At 66.8% G+C, this 21,485-nt stretch carries 22 protein-coding genes and 1 tRNA gene; 5 read left to right on the top strand and 18 right to left on the bottom strand.

Features of this window, described 5'->3' with window-relative positions:
• Positions 1–48: 48 nt before the first annotated feature.
• The 3 genes from DEIPI_RS42285 to DEIPI_RS0117105 all read right to left on the bottom strand — a co-directional run bounded on the left by DEIPI_RS42285 (position 49) and on the right by DEIPI_RS0117105 (position 2,259).
• Positions 49–309 carry a helix-turn-helix domain-containing protein gene (locus tag DEIPI_RS42285; RefSeq protein WP_084474480.1) on the bottom strand — a complete coding sequence of 87 codons (261 nt, stop codon included), beginning with the start codon at positions 307–309 and terminating at the stop codon, positions 49–51.
• A 755-nt stretch (positions 310–1,064) separates the two neighbouring features.
• Positions 1,065–1,805 carry an SIR2 family NAD-dependent protein deacylase gene (locus tag DEIPI_RS0117100; protein ID WP_045234583.1) on the bottom strand — a complete coding sequence of 247 codons (741 nt, stop codon included), beginning with the start codon at positions 1,803–1,805 and terminating at the stop codon, positions 1,065–1,067.
• Complete coding sequence (locus DEIPI_RS0117105) at positions 1,798–2,259, bottom strand: hypothetical protein (protein ID WP_157463752.1); 462 nt, start codon at positions 2,257–2,259, stop codon at positions 1,798–1,800. The genes DEIPI_RS0117100 and DEIPI_RS0117105 overlap by 8 nt, the downstream gene beginning before the upstream one ends.
• A 247-nt stretch (positions 2,260–2,506) precedes the next feature.
• Here DEIPI_RS0117105 and DEIPI_RS0117110 point away from each other — a divergent pair, with 247 nt between their 5' ends.
• Both DEIPI_RS0117110 and DEIPI_RS0117115 read left to right on the top strand, forming a co-directional pair.
• Complete coding sequence (locus tag DEIPI_RS0117110) at positions 2,507–2,698, top strand: hypothetical protein (protein WP_157463753.1); 192 nt, start codon at positions 2,507–2,509, stop codon at positions 2,696–2,698.
• A gap of 238 nt (positions 2,699–2,936) precedes the next feature.
• Positions 2,937–3,287, top strand: a complete 351-nt coding sequence (locus DEIPI_RS0117115; RefSeq protein ID WP_027482566.1) for a DUF705 domain-containing protein — start codon at positions 2,937–2,939, stop codon at positions 3,285–3,287.
• A gap of 92 nt (positions 3,288–3,379) precedes the next feature.
• On the opposite strand, the gene DEIPI_RS38020 is transcribed toward DEIPI_RS0117115, so the two are convergent.
• The 13 genes from DEIPI_RS38020 to DEIPI_RS0117170 form a co-directional block, all read right to left on the bottom strand.
• Positions 3,380–3,907 (bottom strand): hypothetical protein, encoded by a 528-nt coding sequence (locus tag DEIPI_RS38020; protein WP_157463754.1) that lies wholly within the window; start codon positions 3,905–3,907, stop codon positions 3,380–3,382.
• Positions 3,908–4,295: 388 nt separating this feature from the next.
• Positions 4,296–5,213: a hypothetical protein gene (locus DEIPI_RS38025; protein WP_157463755.1), complete on the bottom strand. Its 918-nt coding sequence runs from the start codon at positions 5,211–5,213 to the stop codon at positions 4,296–4,298.
• Between the two features lie 246 nt (positions 5,214–5,459).
• Positions 5,460–6,365 (bottom strand): tyrosine-type recombinase/integrase, encoded by a 906-nt coding sequence (locus DEIPI_RS32125; RefSeq protein WP_052351803.1) that lies wholly within the window; start codon positions 6,363–6,365, stop codon positions 5,460–5,462.
• An 85-nt stretch (positions 6,366–6,450) separates the two neighbouring features.
• Positions 6,451–6,527: transfer RNA gene (locus DEIPI_RS0117125), tRNA-Trp, on the bottom strand.
• Positions 6,528–6,603: 76 nt separating this feature from the next.
• Positions 6,604–7,431: a PSP1 domain-containing protein gene (locus DEIPI_RS0117130; protein WP_027482567.1), complete on the bottom strand. Its 828-nt coding sequence runs from the start codon at positions 7,429–7,431 to the stop codon at positions 6,604–6,606.
• A gap of 97 nt (positions 7,432–7,528) precedes the next feature.
• On the bottom strand, positions 7,529–8,260 hold the full coding sequence (locus DEIPI_RS0117135) for a YebC/PmpR family DNA-binding transcriptional regulator (RefSeq protein WP_027482568.1): 732 nt from the start codon (positions 8,258–8,260) through the stop codon (positions 7,529–7,531).
• 38 nt (positions 8,261–8,298) lie between these two features.
• On the bottom strand, positions 8,299–8,499 hold the full coding sequence (locus DEIPI_RS0117140) for a hypothetical protein (protein ID WP_027482569.1): 201 nt from the start codon (positions 8,497–8,499) through the stop codon (positions 8,299–8,301).
• 86 nt (positions 8,500–8,585) lie between these two features.
• Positions 8,586–9,893 carry a cytochrome b gene (locus DEIPI_RS0117145; RefSeq protein WP_027482570.1) on the bottom strand — a complete coding sequence of 436 codons (1,308 nt, stop codon included), beginning with the start codon at positions 9,891–9,893 and terminating at the stop codon, positions 8,586–8,588.
• Complete coding sequence (locus DEIPI_RS0117150; protein WP_027482571.1) at positions 9,890–10,552, bottom strand: Rieske (2Fe-2S) protein; 663 nt, start codon at positions 10,550–10,552, stop codon at positions 9,890–9,892. Before DEIPI_RS0117150 ends, DEIPI_RS0117145 begins: the two co-directional genes overlap by 4 nt.
• Positions 10,553–10,781: 229 nt before the next feature.
• Positions 10,782–11,639 (bottom strand): c-type cytochrome, encoded by an 858-nt coding sequence (locus DEIPI_RS0117155; protein ID WP_027482572.1) that lies wholly within the window; start codon positions 11,637–11,639, stop codon positions 10,782–10,784.
• Positions 11,640–11,800: 161 nt separating this feature from the next.
• On the bottom strand, positions 11,801–12,637 hold the full coding sequence (locus DEIPI_RS32130) for a serine hydrolase (RefSeq protein WP_045234584.1): 837 nt from the start codon (positions 12,635–12,637) through the stop codon (positions 11,801–11,803).
• A 20-nt stretch (positions 12,638–12,657) separates the two neighbouring features.
• Positions 12,658–12,921 (bottom strand): hypothetical protein, encoded by a 264-nt coding sequence (locus DEIPI_RS32135; protein WP_027482573.1) that lies wholly within the window; start codon positions 12,919–12,921, stop codon positions 12,658–12,660.
• Positions 12,914–13,558, bottom strand: coding sequence for a response regulator (locus DEIPI_RS0117170; protein WP_027482574.1), 645 nt, complete (start codon positions 13,556–13,558; stop codon positions 12,914–12,916). Before DEIPI_RS0117170 ends, DEIPI_RS32135 begins: the two co-directional genes overlap by 8 nt.
• A gap of 104 nt (positions 13,559–13,662) precedes the next feature.
• Between DEIPI_RS0117170 and DEIPI_RS0117175 the strand changes: the two genes are divergently transcribed.
• From DEIPI_RS0117175 to DEIPI_RS38030, 3 genes are all read left to right on the top strand, one after another.
• Positions 13,663–14,124: a hypothetical protein gene (locus DEIPI_RS0117175; protein WP_027482575.1), complete on the top strand. Its 462-nt coding sequence runs from the start codon at positions 13,663–13,665 to the stop codon at positions 14,122–14,124.
• A gap of 429 nt (positions 14,125–14,553) precedes the next feature.
• A complete protein-coding gene (locus tag DEIPI_RS0117180) occupies positions 14,554–17,646 on the top strand; it encodes a carboxypeptidase-like regulatory domain-containing protein (RefSeq protein WP_027482576.1) in 3,093 nt (1,030 codons plus the stop codon).
• Entirely contained in the window at positions 17,643–18,191 is a 549-nt protein-coding gene (locus DEIPI_RS38030) for a hypothetical protein (RefSeq protein ID WP_157463756.1), read from the top strand. The genes DEIPI_RS0117180 and DEIPI_RS38030 overlap by 4 nt, the downstream gene beginning before the upstream one ends.
• Positions 18,192–18,407: 216 nt before the next feature.
• On the opposite strand, the gene polA is transcribed toward DEIPI_RS38030, so the two are convergent.
• Together polA and DEIPI_RS0117195 are read right to left on the bottom strand one after the other, a co-directional pair.
• The gene (gene polA / locus DEIPI_RS0117190) at positions 18,408–20,939 is read right to left on the bottom strand and encodes a DNA polymerase I (protein WP_027482578.1); all 2,532 of its coding nucleotides are present in this window, start codon (positions 20,937–20,939) and stop codon (positions 18,408–18,410) included.
• A 44-nt stretch (positions 20,940–20,983) separates the two neighbouring features.
• Positions 20,984–21,485 (bottom strand): hypothetical protein (locus DEIPI_RS0117195; protein ID WP_425387872.1); only part of this gene is annotated, 502 nt, incomplete at its 5' end.

Genomic DNA, 21,485 nt, shown 5'->3' on the forward strand with positions numbered 1-21,485 from the left:
TGAGTCTTAAGAGATGAGTTGTGGTACAGGAGACCTGAGGTTGACCCGCTAATCCGGGTTGTTCAAGCTCGAGGTAACCTGCTTCTCCAAGGCGGCAAGCGGAATTCGGATACTCCCTCCGATTCGGACACTTGGTATGGCGCCCGATCGGCAGAGCTCGTAGACACGATTCCTGCTGAGCTGGAGGTAATGGCCCGCTTGGACGACGGTTAGCAGAGGCGAAGGCAGCACCGTTGGAGCTGATGCTGTTCGTCCCGCCTCTAAAAAAGTACGGGCGTTATCTGGGGGTATGTCAGAAACCTTGGACATCTTGTGTCCTCCTCATGTAGATGTGGTGTCAAAGTTGGTGAGGAGAACATGTCCCGGCGCGGCACTTCTGCCGCTTCCGCAACTTGGCTGTACTCAATATTGCTCAATCTGCTCGGTTTGTAAAGATTCGTCATTGCACAATGCATTGTGCAGACTCATAAATAAGTCCTGCTAAGAGCCCCGACGTGGAGAAGGGTAGGACGATGCGGCGCACAACCCTTGGCCATGGGGCCGGGAGGCAGCTCTTGCGGGCATTGCCCCTCGCCTGTGTGCAGCAGCTAACCCCATGGGTCATCCCCGATGGCTCGTATTCATTGCCGGGCATTGCCCCCGGGGGCAACGCTCACACTCGGAGCATGGCACGAAAGAAGAGCGATCAACTTCCGTCAGTCAGCCCACAGGACTTACGGCATCATCTCGACCGACTGCGGCCCACCCCACGTGGTGGATGGGCTTGGCGGTGTCACTACTGCAATCGCTATGCCTCGAGCATCAGCCTCAAGGGGCGCTTCCTCTGTCGCTCCCACGGAGGAGTGACTCAACGGCAGCTTGACCCGTTGGCAAAATACCTTGCGCGGCAGCAGGGCAAGAAGGTGCCACGTCCTCCGGGGCGTCCGCTCAAGCACGGGCTCTACTCTCGCCAACCTCGTGTCCCCGTCGCCCAAGTGCTGACTGAATGGCGGGCTTTACGGAATCGCGAGACGAAGTAATGAGATGTTTCCCCCACCCGCCGTGGAATATTAGGCCCTCTGACCTCAATTCTCGAGGGAATCGAGGAGCCCATCCGCCCACGCCGCGTCCGTCACGCGGACGTCGGCGAAGCGTGACAGCGGCGTGTCCTCCGGGTTGATCTCCACCAGCTGCCCACCCCCACGCAGCGTCAGGGTGGGTAGACTCGCCGCCGGGTACACCTGCGCGCTCGTGCCGATCACCAGTGCCAGATCCGCCTCCGCGAACGCCCGCTGGGACGAGCTCAGGACGCGCGCGTCGAGGTCGTCGCCGAACCACACGACGTCCGGACGCAGCACCTCACCGCACGCCGGGCAACGCGGCAACGCCTCGTCGTCCTGCCCGAGGTCGTCCAGCTCGTACAGGTGACCGCAGCGTTCACAGCGGGCACGGTGCACGCTGCCGTGAAGCTCCAGCACGCCGGAGGAGCCCGCGCGGGCGTGCAGGCCGTCGATGTTCTGCGTCACGAGGGTGAAGCTGGCGTACGGACGGCGTTCGAGCGCGGCGAGCACCTCATGTGCCGCATTCGGGCCTTTGCTCAACGACAGACGGCGTTTGTGCAGATGCCAGCCCCACACCGCCCCCGGATCACGGTCGAAGCTCGCCTGCGTCAGGAGCTTGAGGGGATTCACCTGCCCCCACCACGCGTCCGGCCCATCACGGAAGGTGGGAATGCCGCTGGCCTTGCTGACGCCCGCCCCGGTCATCACCGCCACGTGGTTCGCGCTGTCGAGCAGCTCCACCACCGCGTCCAGGTCGTCAGTCATGATCGTAGTCGCTTGCGAACACGTCCGCCTCGTCGGGTGTGAGGGTGACGCCGTAGTACAGGTCACGCGGCACCGTCGTCTCGACGATCTCGCCCTTCTTCGTGTCGAACGCCCAGGAGTGCGGACGCCAGCAGCCCACCCCGTCCGGATCCCAATTCAGCGCGAAACCTGTGACGAGCTCGTACCGGGCGGGGTTCTGCCGGTGATACTTGCTGGCGTTGCGGTGACAGTCACTGTTGCGCCCCCGTCCGGAGCGCGCCGGGCCGCTCGACACGACCGCGCGGGTGAGGAAGGCCTCCTCGAACCACCCGAGCGGTGACATCACCGCCGCATCCCCTCCCGCGGCGAGGAGCTTCTCGTGCACGTCCGGGTGCTGAGCGCCGTACCGTTCCTGCAGCCAGACGATCCGCTGCACGGCGGCAGGGGTGCGTTCCGACGTGGGAGAACCAGTCATGTCCGCAGTGTACCGAGAGCTCACAGGCCTCGGTGGCCTTCGCACTTGTACGCTGAGGTATCCGTCTCGTTTTCTGACGGCAAGGGGGTCTGTGAGGCTACCGTCTTCACGCTGGTCAACCGCTCGTCTCGCCGCGACGTGTCTCACCGTGGGCCTCGCGTTGTGGTTGCTGTCGTACGCGTGGATCCCGTGGGGGCTGCTGGGCTCGCCCCTCCCGGAGGGCTATGAGTGGCAGGACGTCCGGAACGTGCTGCTGACCTTCGAACTCGGAGCGCTGACCGCAGGAGCGGCTTCTGCGTGGCTTGGCATCGTGGGCGCACAGCGCGCGAAGGATGCAGCGGGGCGGAGACAAGGACGGCGACACGCGCTCCTTGGCGGCATGGTCATCTTGCTTGTGCTGGTGCCCAATCTGCTCGGCGCCGTCCTTCCAGCCCTCTGATATCGAGGAACACACGACAACGTTTGTGCGGCGACGAGGAGCCCGGCTCAAACAGAGAGGCGCCTGAGAGGGCTCCGGACACGCCCTTCGACATGCTGCCGGCTGTCACGCACCTTCAACGGCTGGGCCCGAGCCCTGACGGAGTGCCCGCCGTACGGTTCCTCCGCTCGTTGCTGCGCGTCCTCGTTCGTGTCGAGCTCCGCAGGCCACGAGCAGCTGAGCGCCCTACAGTAGGGTCATGACTCGCACTCCCGCTCCGCTTGTGGTGTACGTCGACGTTGACGAGACGTTGATCCGCAACTACGGCAAGAGCCGCATTCCGATTCCTACCGTGATCAAGCAGGTTCGGCGGCTCTTCGAGCAGGGAGCAGAGCTGTACTGCTGGAGCTCAGGTGGGGCGCAATACGCCCGCCAGAGCGCGGTCGAGTGTGGCCTTGAGGAGTGTTTCGTCGCGTTCCTACCGAAGCCGCAAGTCCTGATTGATGACCAGCACATGACGGCCTGGCGGCGGATGACGCACGTCCATCCCATGGAATGCGATTCCCAGGACGTGAGTCACTACCGTGACACGTTGGGGCGACCGCGTTGAGTTGGTCGACTTCGGATTCCTGTAACACGACCGCTTGATGCCCCTGCGCCCTGTGCTTGTGGTGGAGCCGTGCTCCAACGCGAGAGAAGAAGCTAGAACTGAAAGCGATCCAGTGTCTCAGCATCGAGTTCGCTCGACAGCGACATCACGGAACGTAGGGCCCGAGCGACCCGGACGAACACGACGGGAGCCGAATACACTTCGTCATGTGCCGCGACGTGAAGTGTGAGCACGCCAGACGGGACATCTAGCCATTCCCCTTCCCGCCCGAGTACACCGGTACCCACGGCCGGGCCGTACTCTCCGGGCAAGCCGAGCTTTCTGCCTGGCGCGGCTTCCCACCACTGGACGTCGAGTGGGGATTGAGGCAGTCGGAGGACGAACTGTCCAGAGGTCGTCGGGGTGAACCGCCCGCCGAGCAGCCCAAAGCGTGGCATGCCCGAGATGTAGTCAAGAGCCACTGCGGCACGGCAAGCGCCCCACGTGCATCCCTCGGAAGCGTCAGCAACAACTTCCGTAAACTGTCCATCCGTGTGCAGCTCGTACTCCGACGGAAACTCGTTCCACCAGATTCGGGCGTTCATGTTGGGACGGGTTCGGACGATGTCGTAGACAGGCACATTGTCCATTCTATGTAGGCTGTTGACGGGGAGCAGCAACGGTTTGGTGCCGGCGCCGTGCTCGATCGAACTTCTGCCGCCATCGTCCAATCGGCCCCTGCACGTCCTTCACGACGAAGCTGACAGTGACCTGTCCTTTAGGGTACGTCAGTAACCACCCCACACTGTTCAACACCGTGGGGTGGTTGCTGACGTACCTCAAGGATCAGTCGAGGAACACGACGTTGCGCGCGGCGGGAGCCTCACGTTCGTTGCTCATTAGCGCCCGGTGCTAGCCGGACAAGGACGGTCATCTGCGTCAGCTCACTCGACCTTTCAGGGCCCAGCCTTGATGGCGTGTCGATACACGTTCATTATATTGACCGCCTACGCTAGAACTAGTAGTTGGTTAACGAAACCCCGGGAAATGAAGCACGCAGAGTTGCGAGGTGCCGTCGAGTAACACGGGGAGTTGCGTCTGGTCACGTTGTACGTTGCCGCTATCGAGCGAGTAGCAAGCGGCTTCACCCCATTGCTTGACCGTGGAAGTGAAGGCTTCGCCTGGCTGGAGGATGAAAGGCCCCTGCGGAGTCGGGCTGCCATCGGACGTGGACGTTTGCGTGACTTTGAGGCTTACGTTCCCAGTGTTTTTGAAGGTCACCTCGGTATTGTCACACCGGAGGTACAGTGTGGCGCCTATCCAGTCGGCACAAGGAAGGACGCGTTGCCTCGTATTGAGTGGAACGTCCTGTCCCTGGTGTGTCAAGCTGACGTTCATAAGTTTTGCGTCCCCCTGTACTGTCGCGTCAAGAACAACAGGCACTGCATTGTTGTTGCCATCCTTAGTAACGCCCTCTATGTGGACGACAGACTCATTCATTCCCATGGGAAGGAGAGGTGCTGTACCGAGTCCAGTGCTAGAAGCTCCGTGCACAGCTGTAACCTTGACGATCGGGATAATACCCACGTCCTGAGTTGTGCCGAGCGAGTCGATCCCACCTGGAGAGACAGCAAAGGCAGGATTGGACGACGTGAGCTTGATGTCGGTAATAGGCGTGCCGCCTGAGTTAGCGAGAATGAAGTAGTACGTGCTCGTATTTTTAATGTCGCCAACATTGATAGTCGTGGCTGCTTGGGTAGTCAGAGAGGACGACGCGGCGGAAGAGTCGCGTAGAGCCTGACCGCTCAGGCCTTCTGCACGGGAGAGACTAAACCGGCCAGGCTGTTTGTCTAGGCCTTGTTGTGCTGCGGGTGAGGTACTGCAACTTGAGAGGACGAACGCGAGGGCGCTGGCAACGGCAGGGGCAAATGTCTTGATGTGAGGCATGTGGTCTTCGAGGGTAGTCTACGTGGCAAGAAGCTCGTTAGAGACGAATGTCAGCAGGAGTGGACTCGTCCAATCTCCTGCTGATTCCAGTTCAATTAGGGCACATCGTGGATCCTCCACCCTTGATCTTGGATAGCGTTTCCAACCTAGGGGTGGCGCGGTCAAGGGGCCGCGCCACCAATGACCTACTCAATGCACTCCAGGCGCCTTGAGGAGCGCGTGCGCCTCTGTTGTGCTGCTCCTCGTCTACTTACCCAGGTGATCCACCGGGGAGAAGCGCCGATGCGCAGCCTGGATGTCACCCATCAGGAGGGAGACATAGCCCTGGGTGATCTCGAGCTTGCTGTGGCCTAGGATGCGCTGCAGCGTGAAGACGTCCCCACCGGCGCGGAGGAAGCTCGTCGCGAAGGTATGCCGGAAGGTGTGTGGCCCGACCTTGGCTCGCTCAAGCCCTGCTCGGCGTACCAGCTTGGTCACGATGGGATTGAGGTTGGTGGACTCGAGCGGACGGCCTTCAGCCACGAAGACATGCTGAACACTCGGGTTGGGCACTTGTCGTTCGCGTTGCAGGTACATCTGAAGGGCCCGCCGGGTTTTGGCGCCAAAGGGCACGAGGCGCTCGCCAGTCTTGCCACGAACCTTGAGCAGGCCTTCCACCCAGTCCACGTCGCGGAGGGTGAGGTTACAGGCTTCCCCAGAGCGGATTCCGGTGTCGAGCAGGATCAGGACGAGCGCGGTGTTCCTGAGGGGAAGCTCGGAGCTTCGGGCGCTCGTGAGGATGCGTTCGATGTCCGCGACCGTGAAGGGCTGCACCTGCCGCTCCTGACCCTTGGGGCGGGGGAGACCACTCATAGGGTTCTGCGAGAGGTAGCCGTTGCGGTGCAGCCAGTTGCAGACCCCTCGAAGGGCACGGTCATAGTTGCGCAGGGTGGAAATGGAGAGGCCTCGCTCGCGTGCAGCGAGGATGAAACGCATGATGTTGTGTCGGGTGAAGTCCTGGGCGGTGTGGACGCCGCTGCGTCGCAGAAGCTCGAGGATCTTGCGGTACCAGCCGAGGGTGGCGGGGGAGTTGCCACGGTACTGCTGCTCTTGGATGAAGGCTTCGAGAAGGTCGTCGAGGGTGCTGGGGTGGTCGGACTGGGGGTTGAACATGTGGTGGTTCCCTCCGGTCGGTTTTGGAGACTACCCGGAGGGAGAAAAAGAAACATCCCCTCCGAAGAGAGGATGTTTGCCGATGTGGCGGGCCCTGAAGGATTCGAACCTACGACCCACGGTTTTGGAGACCGTTGCTCTACCAGGCTGAGCTAAGGACCCACGTCACGACGCGCGCGGTCCTGGTTTCCGCGTGCCCGAAGAGTCTAGCAGAGCCGCGCGCGACACGCAACGCCCCTCAGCGGGAGTCCCCACCTCGCCCGCCGCCGTCCTGCCCCTTGATCGGCGTGAGCTCCGAGGGCCGCACGCCCGCGAGCAGGCCCGCGTCCGTGTAGACGTCCACGGTGCCCTCCAGGGGATTGAGCTTCACGACCTTCCCGCACGCGCCGCTGGAGGTGTGGCACACCTTCGCGTTCTTGCGCGGCAGGTCCCGCAGCAGCTCCTGGTACATCCCGTGCTCGTACTGCAGGCAGCACAGCAGCCGCCCGCAGGGCCCCGACAGCTTCTCCGGGTTGAGCGGCAGCTGCTGATCGCGCGCCATGCGGATGCTGACGGGCGCGAAATCCTGCAGGTGCGTGCTGGAGCAGTTCTCCCGTCCGCACGCGCCGAGCGCCCCGAGCGTCATGGCCTGCTCGCGCGGCCCGACCGCCGTGAAGTTCACCTTCGCCTTGCTGTGCCCGCGCAGGTCCTGAATCAGGCTGCCGAGCTCGATGCGTTCGTCCGCGCTGTAGCAGACCGTCAGGAGCGCCCCGTCGAGCGTGAACTCGCACGACACGATCTTCACGCCGAGCCCGCGCGTGCGGGCGCGGGCTCGCAGCATCCACTTCAGGTCCTCCGCCTCGCGCAGGAGCTCCTCGTGCCGGGTGAGGTCTTCCGGGGTGGCCTCGCGCAGGATCGGACCGAAGCGCCCCACGTCCGGGTGAACCGTCGCCTCCGTGCGGACACGCGCGATCTCCGGTCCACGACGGCTGTGGACCACCACGCGCGCCCCCACCGGATGGGGCGTGTCGGTGCTCATCTGGTGAAGTTTCGGGGAGTGATCGAAGCGGACCGATTGAACGTACATGTGAGGCAAGAATGGCATGAAGGGACGCTGAGGGTGGGAACGTGGGTTACGAAGCGGCGGCGCTCCCGTGAGGGAGCGCCGCCGCGAACACGTGGACCTACGCCTCGACGGCGCTGAGGTCAGCGTTGCTGTACACGTTCTGCACGTCGTCGAGCTCCTCGAGCGCCTCGAGCAGCACCATCAGCTTGTCCGCGTCCGCGCCGGACACCTCGACCGTGTTGCTCGGCAGCATGCTCACCTGCGCGGACTCCACCGAGAAGCCGCGCGACGTGAGGCCCTCGCTGATCGCGTGCAGGTCCGTCGGGTCCGTGCTGATCTCCAGCCCGTCCTCCGTCTCGCTGAGGTCCTCCGCGCCGAGCTCGATGGCGGCCTCCTGCGCGTCCTCACCCTGCTCGGAGATCAGGATGAGGCCCTTCTTCTCGAATTGCCACGCGACGCTGCCGCTGTTGCCGAGGCTACCGCCGCGCTTGTTGAACACCGCGCGGATCTCGCCGACGGTGCGGTTCACGTTGTCCGTCAGCGTCTCGATCAGGATGGCCGTGCCGCCCGGACCGTAGCCCTCGTACGTCGCCTCCTTGTAGTCCGCGCCGCCCTCGCCCTGACCGACCGCCCGCTTGATGGCGCCCTCGATGTTGTCCGCCGGGACCGTGTCCGTCTTCGCCGCCGCGATGGCGTTCTTCAGGGACAGGTTCGCGGCGGGATCGCCGCTGCCGCCGCTGCGGACCGCCGCCGTGATGGCGCGAATGTGCTTGCTGATGATCGCGGAACGCTTCTTGTCGTTCGCGCCCTTCTTGCGCTTGATCTGAGCCCACTTGCTGTGACCGGCCATACCCTCCATTTTAGCCGCCGAGCGCGCGGGCCGGGTAGTCAGTTGCCACCCTCGCGCCGGGCGGCGTGGCAGCCCACGTCCGCCTCCAGCGGCAGCAGGCCGCGCGCGCCCAGCTCACGCAGCAGCGCTCCGCACAGCTCGCGGACGCTCGCGTCGTCCGCGTCGTCCAGCGTTCCCGCCGAGAGCCCCAGGCGCCGCGCCACCCGCGCCAGTTCCAGCGCCAGATCGTCCTGTCGCACGGCGTCAGTCTAGACGACGCGCCGCAGGGACACGAAGAGAGGAGGGGCCGCCCACGGGCGGCCCCTCCTCCTCGGGAAGCGTCGGCTCAGTCGTCCGCGGCGGCCGCGGCGCGCTGGTCACGCTCGTCGGCGGCGCGCAGCCAGCGGATCATGCGCACGATCCCGATCGTCAGGAAGTACGCGATGACCGGCACGGCCACCGAGGCGATCCAGAAGACCGGGTTGGCGTTCTCGTTCGTGAGGACGCCCGCGTTCACGATCTCCGGCTTGTAGCCCGCGACGGACAGCACCAGCAGCAGCGCCGTCATCGCGATGCCGAGGCCCAGGCGGACGGGGTGGTCCGTGGGGTTCTCGCTGTAGTAGTGCATCTCCCGGCCGCTCGTGCGGTCCAGCAGGGGCACCGCGAGGAAGATCAGCACGATCAGGCCCGCGCCCAGCACGCCACCCAGGAACTCCGAGTTGAACGTGCCGCCGAGGATGTTGAACTCCAGCGTGCTCGGCAGAATCGCGAGGATGCCGAAGATCCACAGGAAGTACCAGTCGGGCTTGATGGGCGGCGTCTGGTTGCTGGGCGGACCGTAGAACTCCACCGGGTGCACCGGGATGAACGCGCTGAACAGCATGATGATGCCGAGCAGCAGCAGGCCGAGCATGACCATGATGAAGCTCTGGTCCTGCAGGAGCGGCACACCCACGATCTTCTTGTAGGCGATGCGCTTCGCGTAGCCGGGCTGCGTGTGCTTCTGCTTGATCATCAGCAGCATGTGCGCCGCCGTCAGGCCCAGCAGGACGCCGGGCAGCAGCATGATGTGGTAGCCGTACATGCGCGGGATGAGGCGGTCGCCGGGGAACTGACCCGCGAACGCGAGCTGCGCGATGAAGTCACCGACCCACGGGATCGAGCCCGCGATGCCGTAGATCACCTTGAGGGTCGTGTAGGCGTAGTTGTCGTACGGGAGGCTGTAGCCGGTCAGCGCGGTCAGCGCCGTGAAGACGAGCAGCAGCACGCCGATCCACCAGTTGATCTCGCGGGGCTTCTTGTAGGAGCCCGTGAAGTAGATGCGCATCATGTGGATCACGGCGGCGCCCATCATGATGTTCGCCGACCAGTGGTGGATGCGGCGCAGCATGTCGCCGTACGGCAGACCGTTGATCTGGATGACCGACGCGAACGCGGCGGGCACCTGCGTGCCCTTCGGGTCCAGCGGGTTCGCGACGAGCTGCTGGCTCGGCTCGTAGAACAGCGCCAGGAAGATGCCCGTCAGGATCAGGATGATCAGGCTGAACAGCGTGATCTCACCCAGGAAGTACGAGTGGTGGACCGGAAAGGCCTTGCGCAGGAACTTGTCGTTCAGGCGCGAGATGTTCAGACGTTCGTCGAGCCACTGGTTCATGCCTTGGTCGCCTCCTCAGCCAGCTGCTTGTACTGCTCGTACTCTTCTTCCGACACGCCGTACGGCGGAATCAGGTAGGTGCCCGTCACGACCAGCTGCGTGCCCTCGACGCGCACGGGAAGCTGCGGCAGGGGACGGGGGGGCGGACCGCCGATCACCTTGCAGCCCGCCTTCGGGTCGTAGTTGCCCGAGTGGCAGGGGCACAGGTAGGTCTGGTCCTGGTTCTTCCAGTTCACCTGGCAGCCGAGGTGCTGGCACACCGCGCCATACACCACGATGCCCTGCGGCGCCGCCTGCAGGTTCGTGGGCGCTTTGAGCTGGCCTTCAGGGAACTTCGAGATCAGCACGAGATTGGAGTCCTGCTCGCCCTTCTTCAGGATCGTCTCGCCGGACTTCGTCTTGCGCTGCGGGTACGCGCGCGTCGGGTTCGGCTCGAGCGTGCCGATGTCCACCGGCTTGCCGGTGTTGGTGCCCTCCGCGTACACGAGGATGTCACCCTCGGCGGGCGGGAGCTTGTCGGGCGTCTGACGGCTCACGGGACGCGCGCTGCCCACGATCGTGATGAAGCTCAGGGCGCTCACGCCCGCGGCCACGCCCAGCGAGTAGTTCACGAACGTGCGGCGGCTGATCTCAGGGTCGATACGGCGGAATTTCGTCATTCGTCACTCCGATGGAGATGGGGGAGAGGAGGAAGGAAGGTGGAGGTGGGCGGGGCGGCCCGATGCTTGAGCCTGGAGAGAAGAGATCGCGTTTCGGCGTCGTACGGACCGGGACGGCCCCTCGCTTTTGCCTGGGGCGTCGGCGCGTCTCTCCACGTGCTCGGCGTCTTACGCATCGGGGCGGCCCGATGCTTGAGCCTGGACCGACGCCGCGCCGGGCGACTGCGGCTTACCAGGGGAACTCCCCGCTCGCGTCCTCCACCAGCACCTCGCCGTCCTTGAAGTACTTCTGGTAGATGCCGAGCGCCACCGCGAGGCTCAGGAAGATCATCGCGGAGTAGAAGCCCTCGAGCGTCACGACGGGCTGCGCCGCGGCGTCCGCGACCTGCGCGCTGAGGGTGCGCACGATCTGCACGGCGAAGAGGATGGAGAAGAGGACCGCCGAGCCGAGCGACGCCACGAAGGCGAGCACGGAGACGGGCGACGAGCGGCGCTTGTGGATGCCGGGCTTGAGCTCCGCGCCTTCCGCCCACACGCTGTACAGGCCGATGACGCCGTACGTGAGGAGCAGCATCACGAAGGTGCCGAGGAAGATCTGCGGGAGCTTGATGTCCTCGGGAACGAAGCGCGAGCGGACGCGCAGCACCTCGGGACCCGTGCCCGCGACGGCGGTCTGGAGGACCTCGGGACCGACGACCTCGGACTTGTTGCCCCAGCTGTTGCGGACGAAGTTCGCGACGGCGAGCACCTCGGCGTCCTTGAGCTGCGGGTAGGCGGGCATGATGCCCTTGCCCTTGCGGACGTTGTTGATGATGATGCCGGGGTCGTCGAGGATCTTCGTGTCACCCGTGAGCTTCGGGCCGGCTCCGCCCTGACCCTGGGCGCCGTGGCAGCCCACGCAGCCCTGCGCGGTGTACACCTGCGCGCCGAGCGTCGGCCATTCCTTCGCGGCGGCGGCCTGCAGTTCGGGGCTGATCTCGACCTTCGGGACCTGGGTCTCGGCGTTGAAGGTGAACAGCAGAATCACCCACATGATGGCGGCCACCACAATGGCCACCGAGGGCATGACAGCGTCGTTCCGTTCCATGTCTCTCCTGATGTTTGCGTGATGTCGGTCCTGGCGTCCTGCGTGCCCGCACGGCGCGGAGCCGGGCGAGGCACCGTGCCGCAAGCATATCACGCGTCTGGACGCGCTTTTTCCTCAGGACGCGAGACGGGGTCCACGACACCCATCCTAGGCCCCGGACGTCAGGAAGAATGTCCCCCGAAAGCGGCCACCAGACGTGCCGCGAGCCCCGTGAGCAGGACCACCTCGCGGTTGTCGGGATGCTCGCGCGGATCGAGGCCGCCCTCGCTCAGGACCGCCACCGCGAGCGGTCGGGGCGTCCACACGAGGCCCACGTCGTGATGCACGCCGAGCAGTTCGCCGCTCTTGCTCGCCACGCGGTACAGGGGCTCGCCAGACGCGTCCGTCGGGAGGCCGCGCCCGATGACGTCGCGGTACTGCTGGCGCGACAGGATGCCCAGCGCGAGTTCGTTGAGATCGTCCGGGAGGTACGCGCCCCGCGCGAGGCCGAGCAGCACGCGGCCCATGTCGCGCGCGGTGGTGCGGTTGCGCTCCCCGGCGCGCTGCCGGGGCGTGCGCCGCTCGGGAGGCAGCTGGAGGCCGCCGACGAGCGCGCTGTCGCGCAGCCCCGCCTCCGCCAGGAAGGCGTTCACGTCGTCCAAGCCGACGCGGTCGATGACCATGTTCGTGGCGGTGTTGTCGCTCACGACGATCATGAGCGTGAGCAGGTCGCGCAGGGTGAGCGCCAGGCCCGGCGAGAGTTCGTGCAGGACGCCCGCGCCGCCCACCTGGTCCCCGGCGAGCATGACGTGCCGATCCGTCAGGCGCAGGTCGCCCGCCGCGACACGCTGCAGCGCGCGGATCAGGAGGGGCACCTTGATCGTGGACGCCGCGTGGTAGACGTGGTCGGCGTCGTGCGCGAACAGGAGCTCGCCCGTCGCGAGGTCGTGGACGGTCACGCCGACGCGGCCCGGGTGGTCCGGAAGAGGAAGGAGGGAAAGGCAGGCCTGGTGGTTCATGCGGCCTTCATCCTAGGGCGTCAGTCGTCCGGGAGGTTCAGGTTCGCGAGCGCCGCGAACGGATGAAGCGTGTCGGACGGGCGCAACGTGCAGAAGGGCAGCGCGCCCTCCGGGTCCACCCGGTGCGGGCACGCGCCGCACTCCGTGAAGCCGAGCTCGGTGTACGCGAGGTCCGGCTCGGCGCTCGCGAGCCGCCACGAGCGTCCGCAGCCCGCCCGGAACTCCACCTCGCGCGGCGCCGTGGGTGTGCCGCCTCCCCGGGCCTTGCCCGCGCGCCTAGTCAAGGTTGGCGATCCCCTCGCGGATCGCGTAGAGCGCCGCCTGCGTCCGGTTGTTGAGCTGGAGCTTCGTGAAGATCTCCGAGAGGCGGTTGCGGACCGTCTTCTCGCTGATGTCGAGCCTCAGCGCGATGTCCTGGTTGCTGTAGCCCTGCGCGAGGAGCTTGAGGATGGTCGTCTCGCGCTCGTTGAGGTCCGCGTGCTTCTCGCTGGGCAGCATCTCCTTCTTGTCGCGGAAGTCGTCGAGGACGTTCTGCGCGAGGTCCGCGTCGAGCAGGGCCTCGCCCGCCGCGACGCGCTGGATCGCGTCCAGCAGGGCGCTCGCGTCGGCGTCCTTGAGGATGTAGCCGCGCGCTCCCGCCTTCACCGCCTCGAACACGTAGCGGTCCTGGCGGTACATCGTGATCATGATGACCCGCGCCTTGGGGTCGATCTCCAGGATCGCCTGGCAGGCCTTCACCCCGTCGAGCTCGGGCATCTGGATGTCCATCAGGATGACGTCCGGGTGCGTCTCGGCGGCGTAGCGTACGGCCTCGCGGCCGTTCGTGGCCTCACCGATGACCCGCAGGCCCTCGCTTTCGAGCAGGGAACGGAGGCCCTGCCGGAACAGGGCGTGGTCGTCGGCGAGCAGCACTCGGATCATGAGGCCAGTCTAGCGCCGCGCCGCGCGCGTCCCGGCGACGCGCGCGACATTCTCCCCGGAGAACTTCACACGCCCCGCGCGCTCCCTGAGCGTATAGTGAGCGAATGATGACGTGGTTCGACGCGCTGCTCGTCACCGCCTGGGCCGGGGTGACCGCCCTCGGCGCCCGTCGCGGTCTCGCCGGGGGCATCTGGGCGGTCGGCGCCGCCCTCGTCCTGATGGTCGTGAACTTCATTCACTCCGGCGTCGGCGCCGCGATCGTCGCCCTGCCGCTCGGCGTGACCGCCGCGTTCCTCGCGCAGCGCGCCGTGTTCACCGTCGTGCCGCGGCCCTGGCACATGCTGGTAGGCGGCGTGGGCGGTCTCGGCGCGGGCCTGCTCGTCGTGGGCGCCCTCGCGCTCGCGTTCCCGCTCAAGATCATCGGCAGCCAGGGCACCTACCCTTCCGACGACCTGCCCGGCCCCGTGTACTACGCCGTCGTCAACTCCACCGCCGTGCGGCAGTTCACCCGCGTCTGGCAGGGCGGCGAACTTCCCCGCCACCTCTGGATCCCCGACCGCCGCTGACCTCATGACGCCAGAGAGGCGCTGACACTCCGCGCATGAGCACCCGACCGCTCGGATGCCTTGCGTGGAGGACCGTGACCACCTCGCCCGTCCTTGACCACGGAGGCCTGCTCGTCCCTGCCCTCGGCCACATCGAGCCGCGCGAAGGGGAGACCGTGCGCCTTCAGGTCAGCGGAGGGGGCCGAACCGAACGGTGACGCCTTGTCGGGCTCATGAAGCGTAAATTATTTCACGCACTCTCCTGGAGTGCGTGTTTCATTGGATACAGTCACCTCTCGGGCCAGTCCAGACGCCCCGACGGGCAAGCCTCACCTGACGTCTGATCTCTGCTTCTTCTCGCGGTGACGCCCGGCACGCCGCCCACGCTCCGCACCCCCGGAGCGGCGCCGCTGCCGTCCCACGGGCCTTCCGGACGCCCGCGAGGAACGCATGAGCCACGCTCCACCCCGAACGCTCGTCCTGCTCGCCCTGCTGCTCGGTGCCTGCGCCGCACCGCCCGCTGCCCCCGGCACGCCCGACGAAGGACTTCGTCGCGACGCCCGACGGGTGCAGGTCGCCCGCACCGCCCCGGCATTCAAGACCACCGTCCAGAGTACCGACGGCGTCACCGCGACCCTCGGTCTGCCGGAGCGCGGCGCCCCGGGCCCACGGGCCGTCGGCGTCACGCCTCCCCTGAAGCTCAACCTGACGTCCATGTGCAGCGGCCTATGGCGTGTCCGCAACCCCAACACGACCGCCGTGGCCTACACCTGGGACGTCTTCGGCGGTCCCCAGAAAGGCGGGGGCATCGCGCCCGCCCTCGCGGACACCTTCTTCGAGACCACCCCCGCAAATCACACCGTCCGGCTGTTCGTCTCGGGATCGCAGCACTCCGTCAAGTCCACCAACCCCAGCCCGTGCGCCCCACGTGGAGAGGGCCGCGTCAGCGTGGACGCCGTGACCATGCAGGGACAGTCCGTCGCGGGCGCGAGCGTGACCCTGACGCTTCCGGACGGGACCGTCCGTACGGGCACCACCACCGCCGAGGGCAATCTCGCCTTCACGGACCTGCCGCTCGGCACGACCTTCACCGTGCGGGCCACCCTGCCCGACGGACGTGCCGCCCAGGGCGCGGGCTTCCTGAATGCCGACAGCAGGAGCGCCTCCGCCACCCTCGTGCTGGCCGAACCCGGTGCTGGCAGCGTGAGCGGCAACGTCACGCGTGAGGACGGCACACCGCTGCCCGGGGCCGTCGTGACGTTGAGTTTCGTGGAGAACGACTTCGCCGCCGCCACGGTGAGCGGCCCCGACGGTGCCTTCGCTTTGAGCGGCCTGCCGCTCTACGGCACGCTCGGCGTGACCGCGCATCATCCGACGACGGGAGCCTTCGTCAGTGGGGCCGGTCTGCTCGTCTCCGACACCACGCAGGCCCAGCTCGACCTCGAGGTCCGGACGCCCGCCGCCGCGACCGTTTTGATCGGCGGGGACTTCGCCGGGGGGCGTCTCGACGGCTGGACCACCGAGGGCGACGTGAGCGTCAGCCGGTACGACGAGGTGTTCGGAGAAGCGGGCCCACCCGAACCGTATCTGCCGCCCACCCCGACACCGATCGGCTGGACCTCGGCTCAGACGGGCGCCAGCCCATCCCGTTACGTCGCCGTGGCCTCCACCAGAGGCGACCGCGTCGCCGTCGGCCGCCTGAGCCAGTCCTTCACGGTCGGGGCATGCCACACCCGCCTCGTCGGGAAGGTCCGTTTCCTGTCCAACGAGTACCCGACGTGGTACCGCACCCGGTTCAACGACAGCTACTCCGTCCACCTCGTCACACCGGGCGGCGCCCGCACCCTCGCGGCGGGCAACCTCAACAACTCGTCATGGGGTGGAGGTATGGCCGGGTACAGGGGCGCGGCGGACGTCCGGACCTTCTCAGTGGACGTTCGCGCCTACGCGGGCGGCAACAAACCGCTCACCCTGGCGTTCCAGGCGAACGACGTGGGCGACATGGCCGTCGATTCCGCCGTGGGCGTGGCCGACGTGCGGCTCGTGGACGACTCGGCCCTGAAGCTCGGAACGCAGAGTGTCGGTGGCGCGGCGGGTGAAGCGCGGGACGTCGGCCTTCAGGACGTCACCTTCGAGGCGCCCCGCGTCATGGCCTGGGTGGTGCCCGACACCCTCGTGCCCGCCGACGTCGCCACACCCTTCACCGAGGAGGACCCCGAGCGCGGTCTGCTGGTCGTGATCCGACAGCGGGACATCGCAGGCGGCAAGGTCACGTTCCGCGTTCCCGTCCGCACCCTGAGCGCCCGCACCGGGGAGCCGCTGAACCTCACGACCGAGAAGCGTCTGTCGTTCCAGAACACGCCCAGCACACCCACCCGCATCGTGAACGGCGCCGCCGACATCCCCGTGACCGTGACGGTCGGCGCGGGTGACGCCCCCGTGCCCGTGGACCTCGACACCCTGCGCGTCGAGAGCGGCGGCGTCACCGCCCAGAGCTCCGAGAGGTGCGCGAGCACCGTCCCACTGACCTTCCGGGGTTCGCCCCCGCCGAGCGGCAGGACGCGGAACACGGTGCTGGGCCTGCCCAGCGAGATGTTCAGCGCGCCCGAGGGCCTGCGCGTGGACACGATGTTCGACGACATCAGGGCCAACTGGGACAACACGAAATTCGTCCTGAAGCTCGTCTACGACATGATCCCCGTGCTCGGGGACGGCACCGAACTCGTCGTGCAGTACGCCAACCACCTCATGGGCCGGGGCGTGGACCCCGTCGTGGCGACCCTGGCGGGCGTCGGGCTGGCGCTGGACGTCGTGCCGGCCGTGGGTACGGTCTCCGGGGGTGTGGTCAGCGGCGCGAAGACGCTGTACAGGCTCTCGAAGGCCGGTCACGGCGTGATCGCGGACGCCGTCGCGCACGTCATGCTGGTCCAGGCCAGGGGCAGGAGTCCCAGGGAAGCCGTGGAACTCCTGACGGGCGAGGTGCGCTTTCATCTCCGTCTGCTCAACGACGGCGGCGTGGCGGCCCTGAAGCAGGCCGACGCGGACATGGACGTCATCCGGTCGGCGAGCGGGTTCCGCGCCCGGCACGCGGTCACGAGCGATCCGCGCGCCCTGGCTTTGCGGGCCAGCGGGGAGTACCAGAGCTACCACGCGGCGGTCAAGGAGATGAGCACCAACGTCAACTACACGTCGCCAGGCGGGCTATTCTATGGAACGGACCCGAACCCAACCCTGGGCACTCGCCTCGCACATGTGCTTGTGCAGCATGGCCCAAACCAGGACGCGACCCGATTCGCTCACAAGAGTAGGTTCATTGCTTCGACCGATGAAGCAACTTTGGCTCTGCTCGATGAAGTTTATGCATTTTCGCGCACAATTGGTCAGTCCGGACCAAACCCGAGTAATGTTGTGGTAGATCTGGGGCGTCCTATTGGAGCGAATGGGGAGCGTACCGTGCTATTGGCGTTTGACGCACCCGGATCAAATGTCCTGCGGACTGCGTTTCCGTGCGACAGCTCCTACTGGCCGACTTGTAAGCCATGACCATGTACGAAAGACCGAGATTCTATATTCCTTGTCCGGTATGCCACGATATTGGTGGCGGTGGCTTGATCTACATTTTACGCATTGCGAAAACTTGGGGGTACGTCTGTGATGAGTGTGAAGAGTACTGGCTGGAACAGACAGACATAGGATTTGTGCCGTCTTTGGGGATATTTAGCACGTATATGGCGCAGGAAGGTTGGATGAGCCTTTCGCTCGCTCGGTGGCAGAACGGTGATCTGATTGCTTCGACCACCTTAGAGTATCTGTCTCTGTTCACCGTGCCGGATCACCTCTTGGAAGCTCTGATCGAGCGTGTCCGTTACGAGGGCGAGTTCGTCTCCCGGAACTGGTATGGCGATTACTTCCAGCTCGCTACGGGCCAGGTCATCGGTCATTACGGCGAACAGCACCTCGTGGTTCTATTCGCCAAGGAGGGCCATGTCCTCACGGCATTTCCGGTCGTCCGCAAGGTCAGTCACGACTTCCACTGGATGAACACCACCGAACGCCGCGAACTCGACCCGCCCCCTCGACAGGACTGAACGGAACGAGCAGGCCCGACGGTGAGGCCGGGCCTGCTCGTTCCTGCCTGGGTGTGGCCGACCAGTTTTTGGCTGCGTACGCTCGGGAGCGTTCCCTCGCTCATGCCTTGTGCGGTGACGCGTCTCTCCCGGCGTGGGTGGCCGTCCGAGTTTGGGCGTCGTACGGACCGGGACGGCCCGGTCCTCCCGCCTGGAGCGTCAGCGTGTCTCTCCGACTTATTTGGTGTCGTACCAGTTCGGCCCCACGCCCACCTCCACGCCGAGCGGCACCTTCAGCTCGAACACCGACGTCATCTCGCGCCGCATGAGCTCCGCCACCTCGTCCGCGAGGCCCTCGGGGGCCTCCACGAGCAGTTCGTCGTGGACCTGCAGCAGCATCCGCGCGCCCATCTCGGAGAGCAGGGGCTCCAGCCGCACCATCGCCAGCTTGATGATGTCGGCCGCCGTGCCCTGGATCGGCATGTTGTACGCCACGCGCTCCGCCGCCTCGCGGACGTTGCGGTTCGACGACGCGATCTCCGGCACGTAGCGCCGCCTTCCCATCAGCGTCTCCACGTACCCGTTCGCGCGGCAGAACTCCAGCGTCCGGTCGATGTACGCGCGGATGCCCGGGTACGTGCTGAAGTACCGCTCGATGAAGCCCGCCGCCTCCGTGTACGGGATCTTCAGGTCGTTCGACAGACGGTGCGCGCTCATGCCGTACAGCACCCCGAAGTTCACGGTCTTCGCGGCGCGGCGCTGCTGCGGCTGCACGAGTTCCTCCATCACGCCCAGCACCTGCGCCGCCGTGCGGCGGTGGATGTCCGCGCCCTCCCGGAAGGCCTCCTGCATCTTCGGGTCGTCCGCGATGTGCGCCAGCAGACGCAGCTCGATCTGGCTGTAGTCCGCGCTGATGAGGCAGAACCCGTCGTCCGCGACGAAGCCCTTGCGAATCTCGCGGCCCTGCTCCGTGCGGATAGGGATGTTCTGCAGGTTCGGGTTGAGGCTCGACAGGCGACCCGTCGCGACGGACGTCTGCGAGAACGTCGTGTGCAGGCGGCCCGTGCGGGGATTCACGAGGACCGTCATCGCGTCGAGGTACGTGCTCTTGAGCTTGCTGAGCTCGCGGTACTCCAGGATCGCCGGGACGATGGGATGCTCGTCACGCAGGGGCTCCAGCGCGCTCACGGCGGTGCTGCGCTTGCCCGTCAGCTTCGTCTTCTTGCTGCTCGCGAGGCCCAGCTCGTCGTACAGCACCTTCTCGAGCTGATCGCGGCTCTGGATGGGGAACTCGCGGCCCGCGTGCCCGTAGATGTCGCCCTCCAGGGCCTTCAGGCGGCCCGCCATCACCTCGCTCATGGCCTTCAGGTACGGCACGTCGATGCGCACGCCGCGCACCTCCATCTTCGCGAGGACCCCCGCGAGCGGCTTCTCGAGCGTCTCGTACAGCTCGCGGCGACGCCCGTCGAGCTTGTCCGGCAGGACCGCCATGAGCCGCGCGCCCGCCACGGCGCGGCCCGCCGCCTGATCCGGGAAGCCGTGCCCGAGGTGCTTCTCGCACGCCGCCTGCGCGGTCGTCACGGAGGAATCGAGCAGGTACGCCATCAGCATCGGGTCGTCGCCGGGCGGCACCTGAACGCCGCGCACCATGAGGTGCGTCGCGAGGGCCTTCGCGTTCACGGTGTCCACCTCGCGCTGCCCCACGAACTCCGCGAGGTCCACCGTCTCCATCACGCGCGCCACCTCCCCGTCGAAGGTGGCGGCCTCCACCAGCTCGGCCTGCAGGTCGTCCTCGCGCGACAGTCGGTAGCCCCACGTGACCCCGTCGCGCGGCGTCTCCCACGGCGCGAGCGTCGGCGCCTCCGCCTCCGCGAGCGCAGGTTCGGGCGCCTCGCCGTCCCCCACGAGGCCCAGCACGTCCCGCACGAGCGAGTTGAACTCCAGCTCGCGCAGCTCCGCGATGAGGGCGTCCCGGTCGATGGGCGCGCGCGCTTCCCCGAGCCGCACGTCCACGTCGAGGTCCGTCACCATGCGGCTGATGTCGCGGCTGAACTTCACGTCCTCCACGCTCGCCGCGATCTTCTCCATCGCGCCCTTGGGCTTCAGCGTGCCCGCCACGGCCTCCTCCAGGATGCGGTCCAGGGTGCCGTAGTCCTGCAGGAGCTTCGACGCGGTCTTCGGGCCGATGCCCTTCGCGCCGGGAATGTTGTCGCTCGCGTCGCCCGTCAGCGCGCGGAAGTCCACCCACTGCGCCACCGTCACGCCGTACTTCTCCACGATCTCGTCCGGCCCGACGAGATCACCGGCGGAGTTGATCACCCGCACGCGCTCGTCGAGCAGCTGGTACGCGTCGCGGTCCGAGGTGAGGATGCGTACCTCGAAGCCCTCCCTCTCCGCGCGGCGCGTGATGGTGCCGATGATGTCGTCCGCCTCGAAGCCGGGCATCTCGAAGCGCTGCAACCCCAGCAGGTCCACGAGGCGGCGGATGCGGTCGATCTGCCCGGGCAGGTCCTCGGGCGTGCGGGCGCGGCCCGCCTTGTACCCCTCGTACTGCTCGTGCCGGAAGGTCTTGGCGGGCGCGTCGAACACGACGATGACCTGCTGCCCGCCGTTGCGCAGCATGCGCAGCACCTGACGGATGAAGCCGAAGATCGCCTGGACGGGCTCGCCCTTGCTGGTCGTCAGCGAAGAGATCGCGAAGTACGAGCGGAACGCGAGCGCGTGCCCGTCCACGAGGACGACGGTGCGCGGGGAGTTCGGAGCCGACATGCGCGCATTGTATCCTCACGTCCGCCCGGCCTTCCCGACGCCCCTCAGAGGGTGAAGGTCTCCCGCAGGCTCCGCGCGAGATCGTCCGGCAGGCCGCGCGCCGCCCACGCGTACCAGTCGCGCGCCAGCGTCTCCTGCTTGGCCGCCTCCGCGGAGCCCGCCCCGGCGAGCGCCCGCGCGTACGTGGCGAGCACCTCGCCCTCCGGCACGCCCGGCGTGAACTCCCCGAGCAGCTCCGTGGCGAGCCGCGCGTCCGCCAGCGCGTCCTCCGCGCGGCCCGCCCGCAGCCGGGCGTCCGCGCGCCGCGTGAGCGCCGCCACCTGCACCCCGCCGAGCTCCAGCCGACGTGCGGTCTCCAGCGCCTCGGTCGCCGCCGCCTCGGCCTCCCCGGGCTCCAGGGTGCCCGCCATCGCCACGAGCACCTCGGCCCGCTCGGCGGGACTCGCGACGGTCGCGGGGTGGGCGAGCGCCTCCTCGAACGCCGCGCGTGACGCCAGACCCCGCGCCGCGCGCGCCAGCGCCCGCGCCATCAGCGCGCGCGGCGCG

This window comes from Deinococcus pimensis DSM 21231, from assembly GCF_000519345.1.
Lineage (GTDB): Bacteria > Deinococcota > Deinococci > Deinococcales > Deinococcaceae > Deinococcus_A > Deinococcus_A pimensis.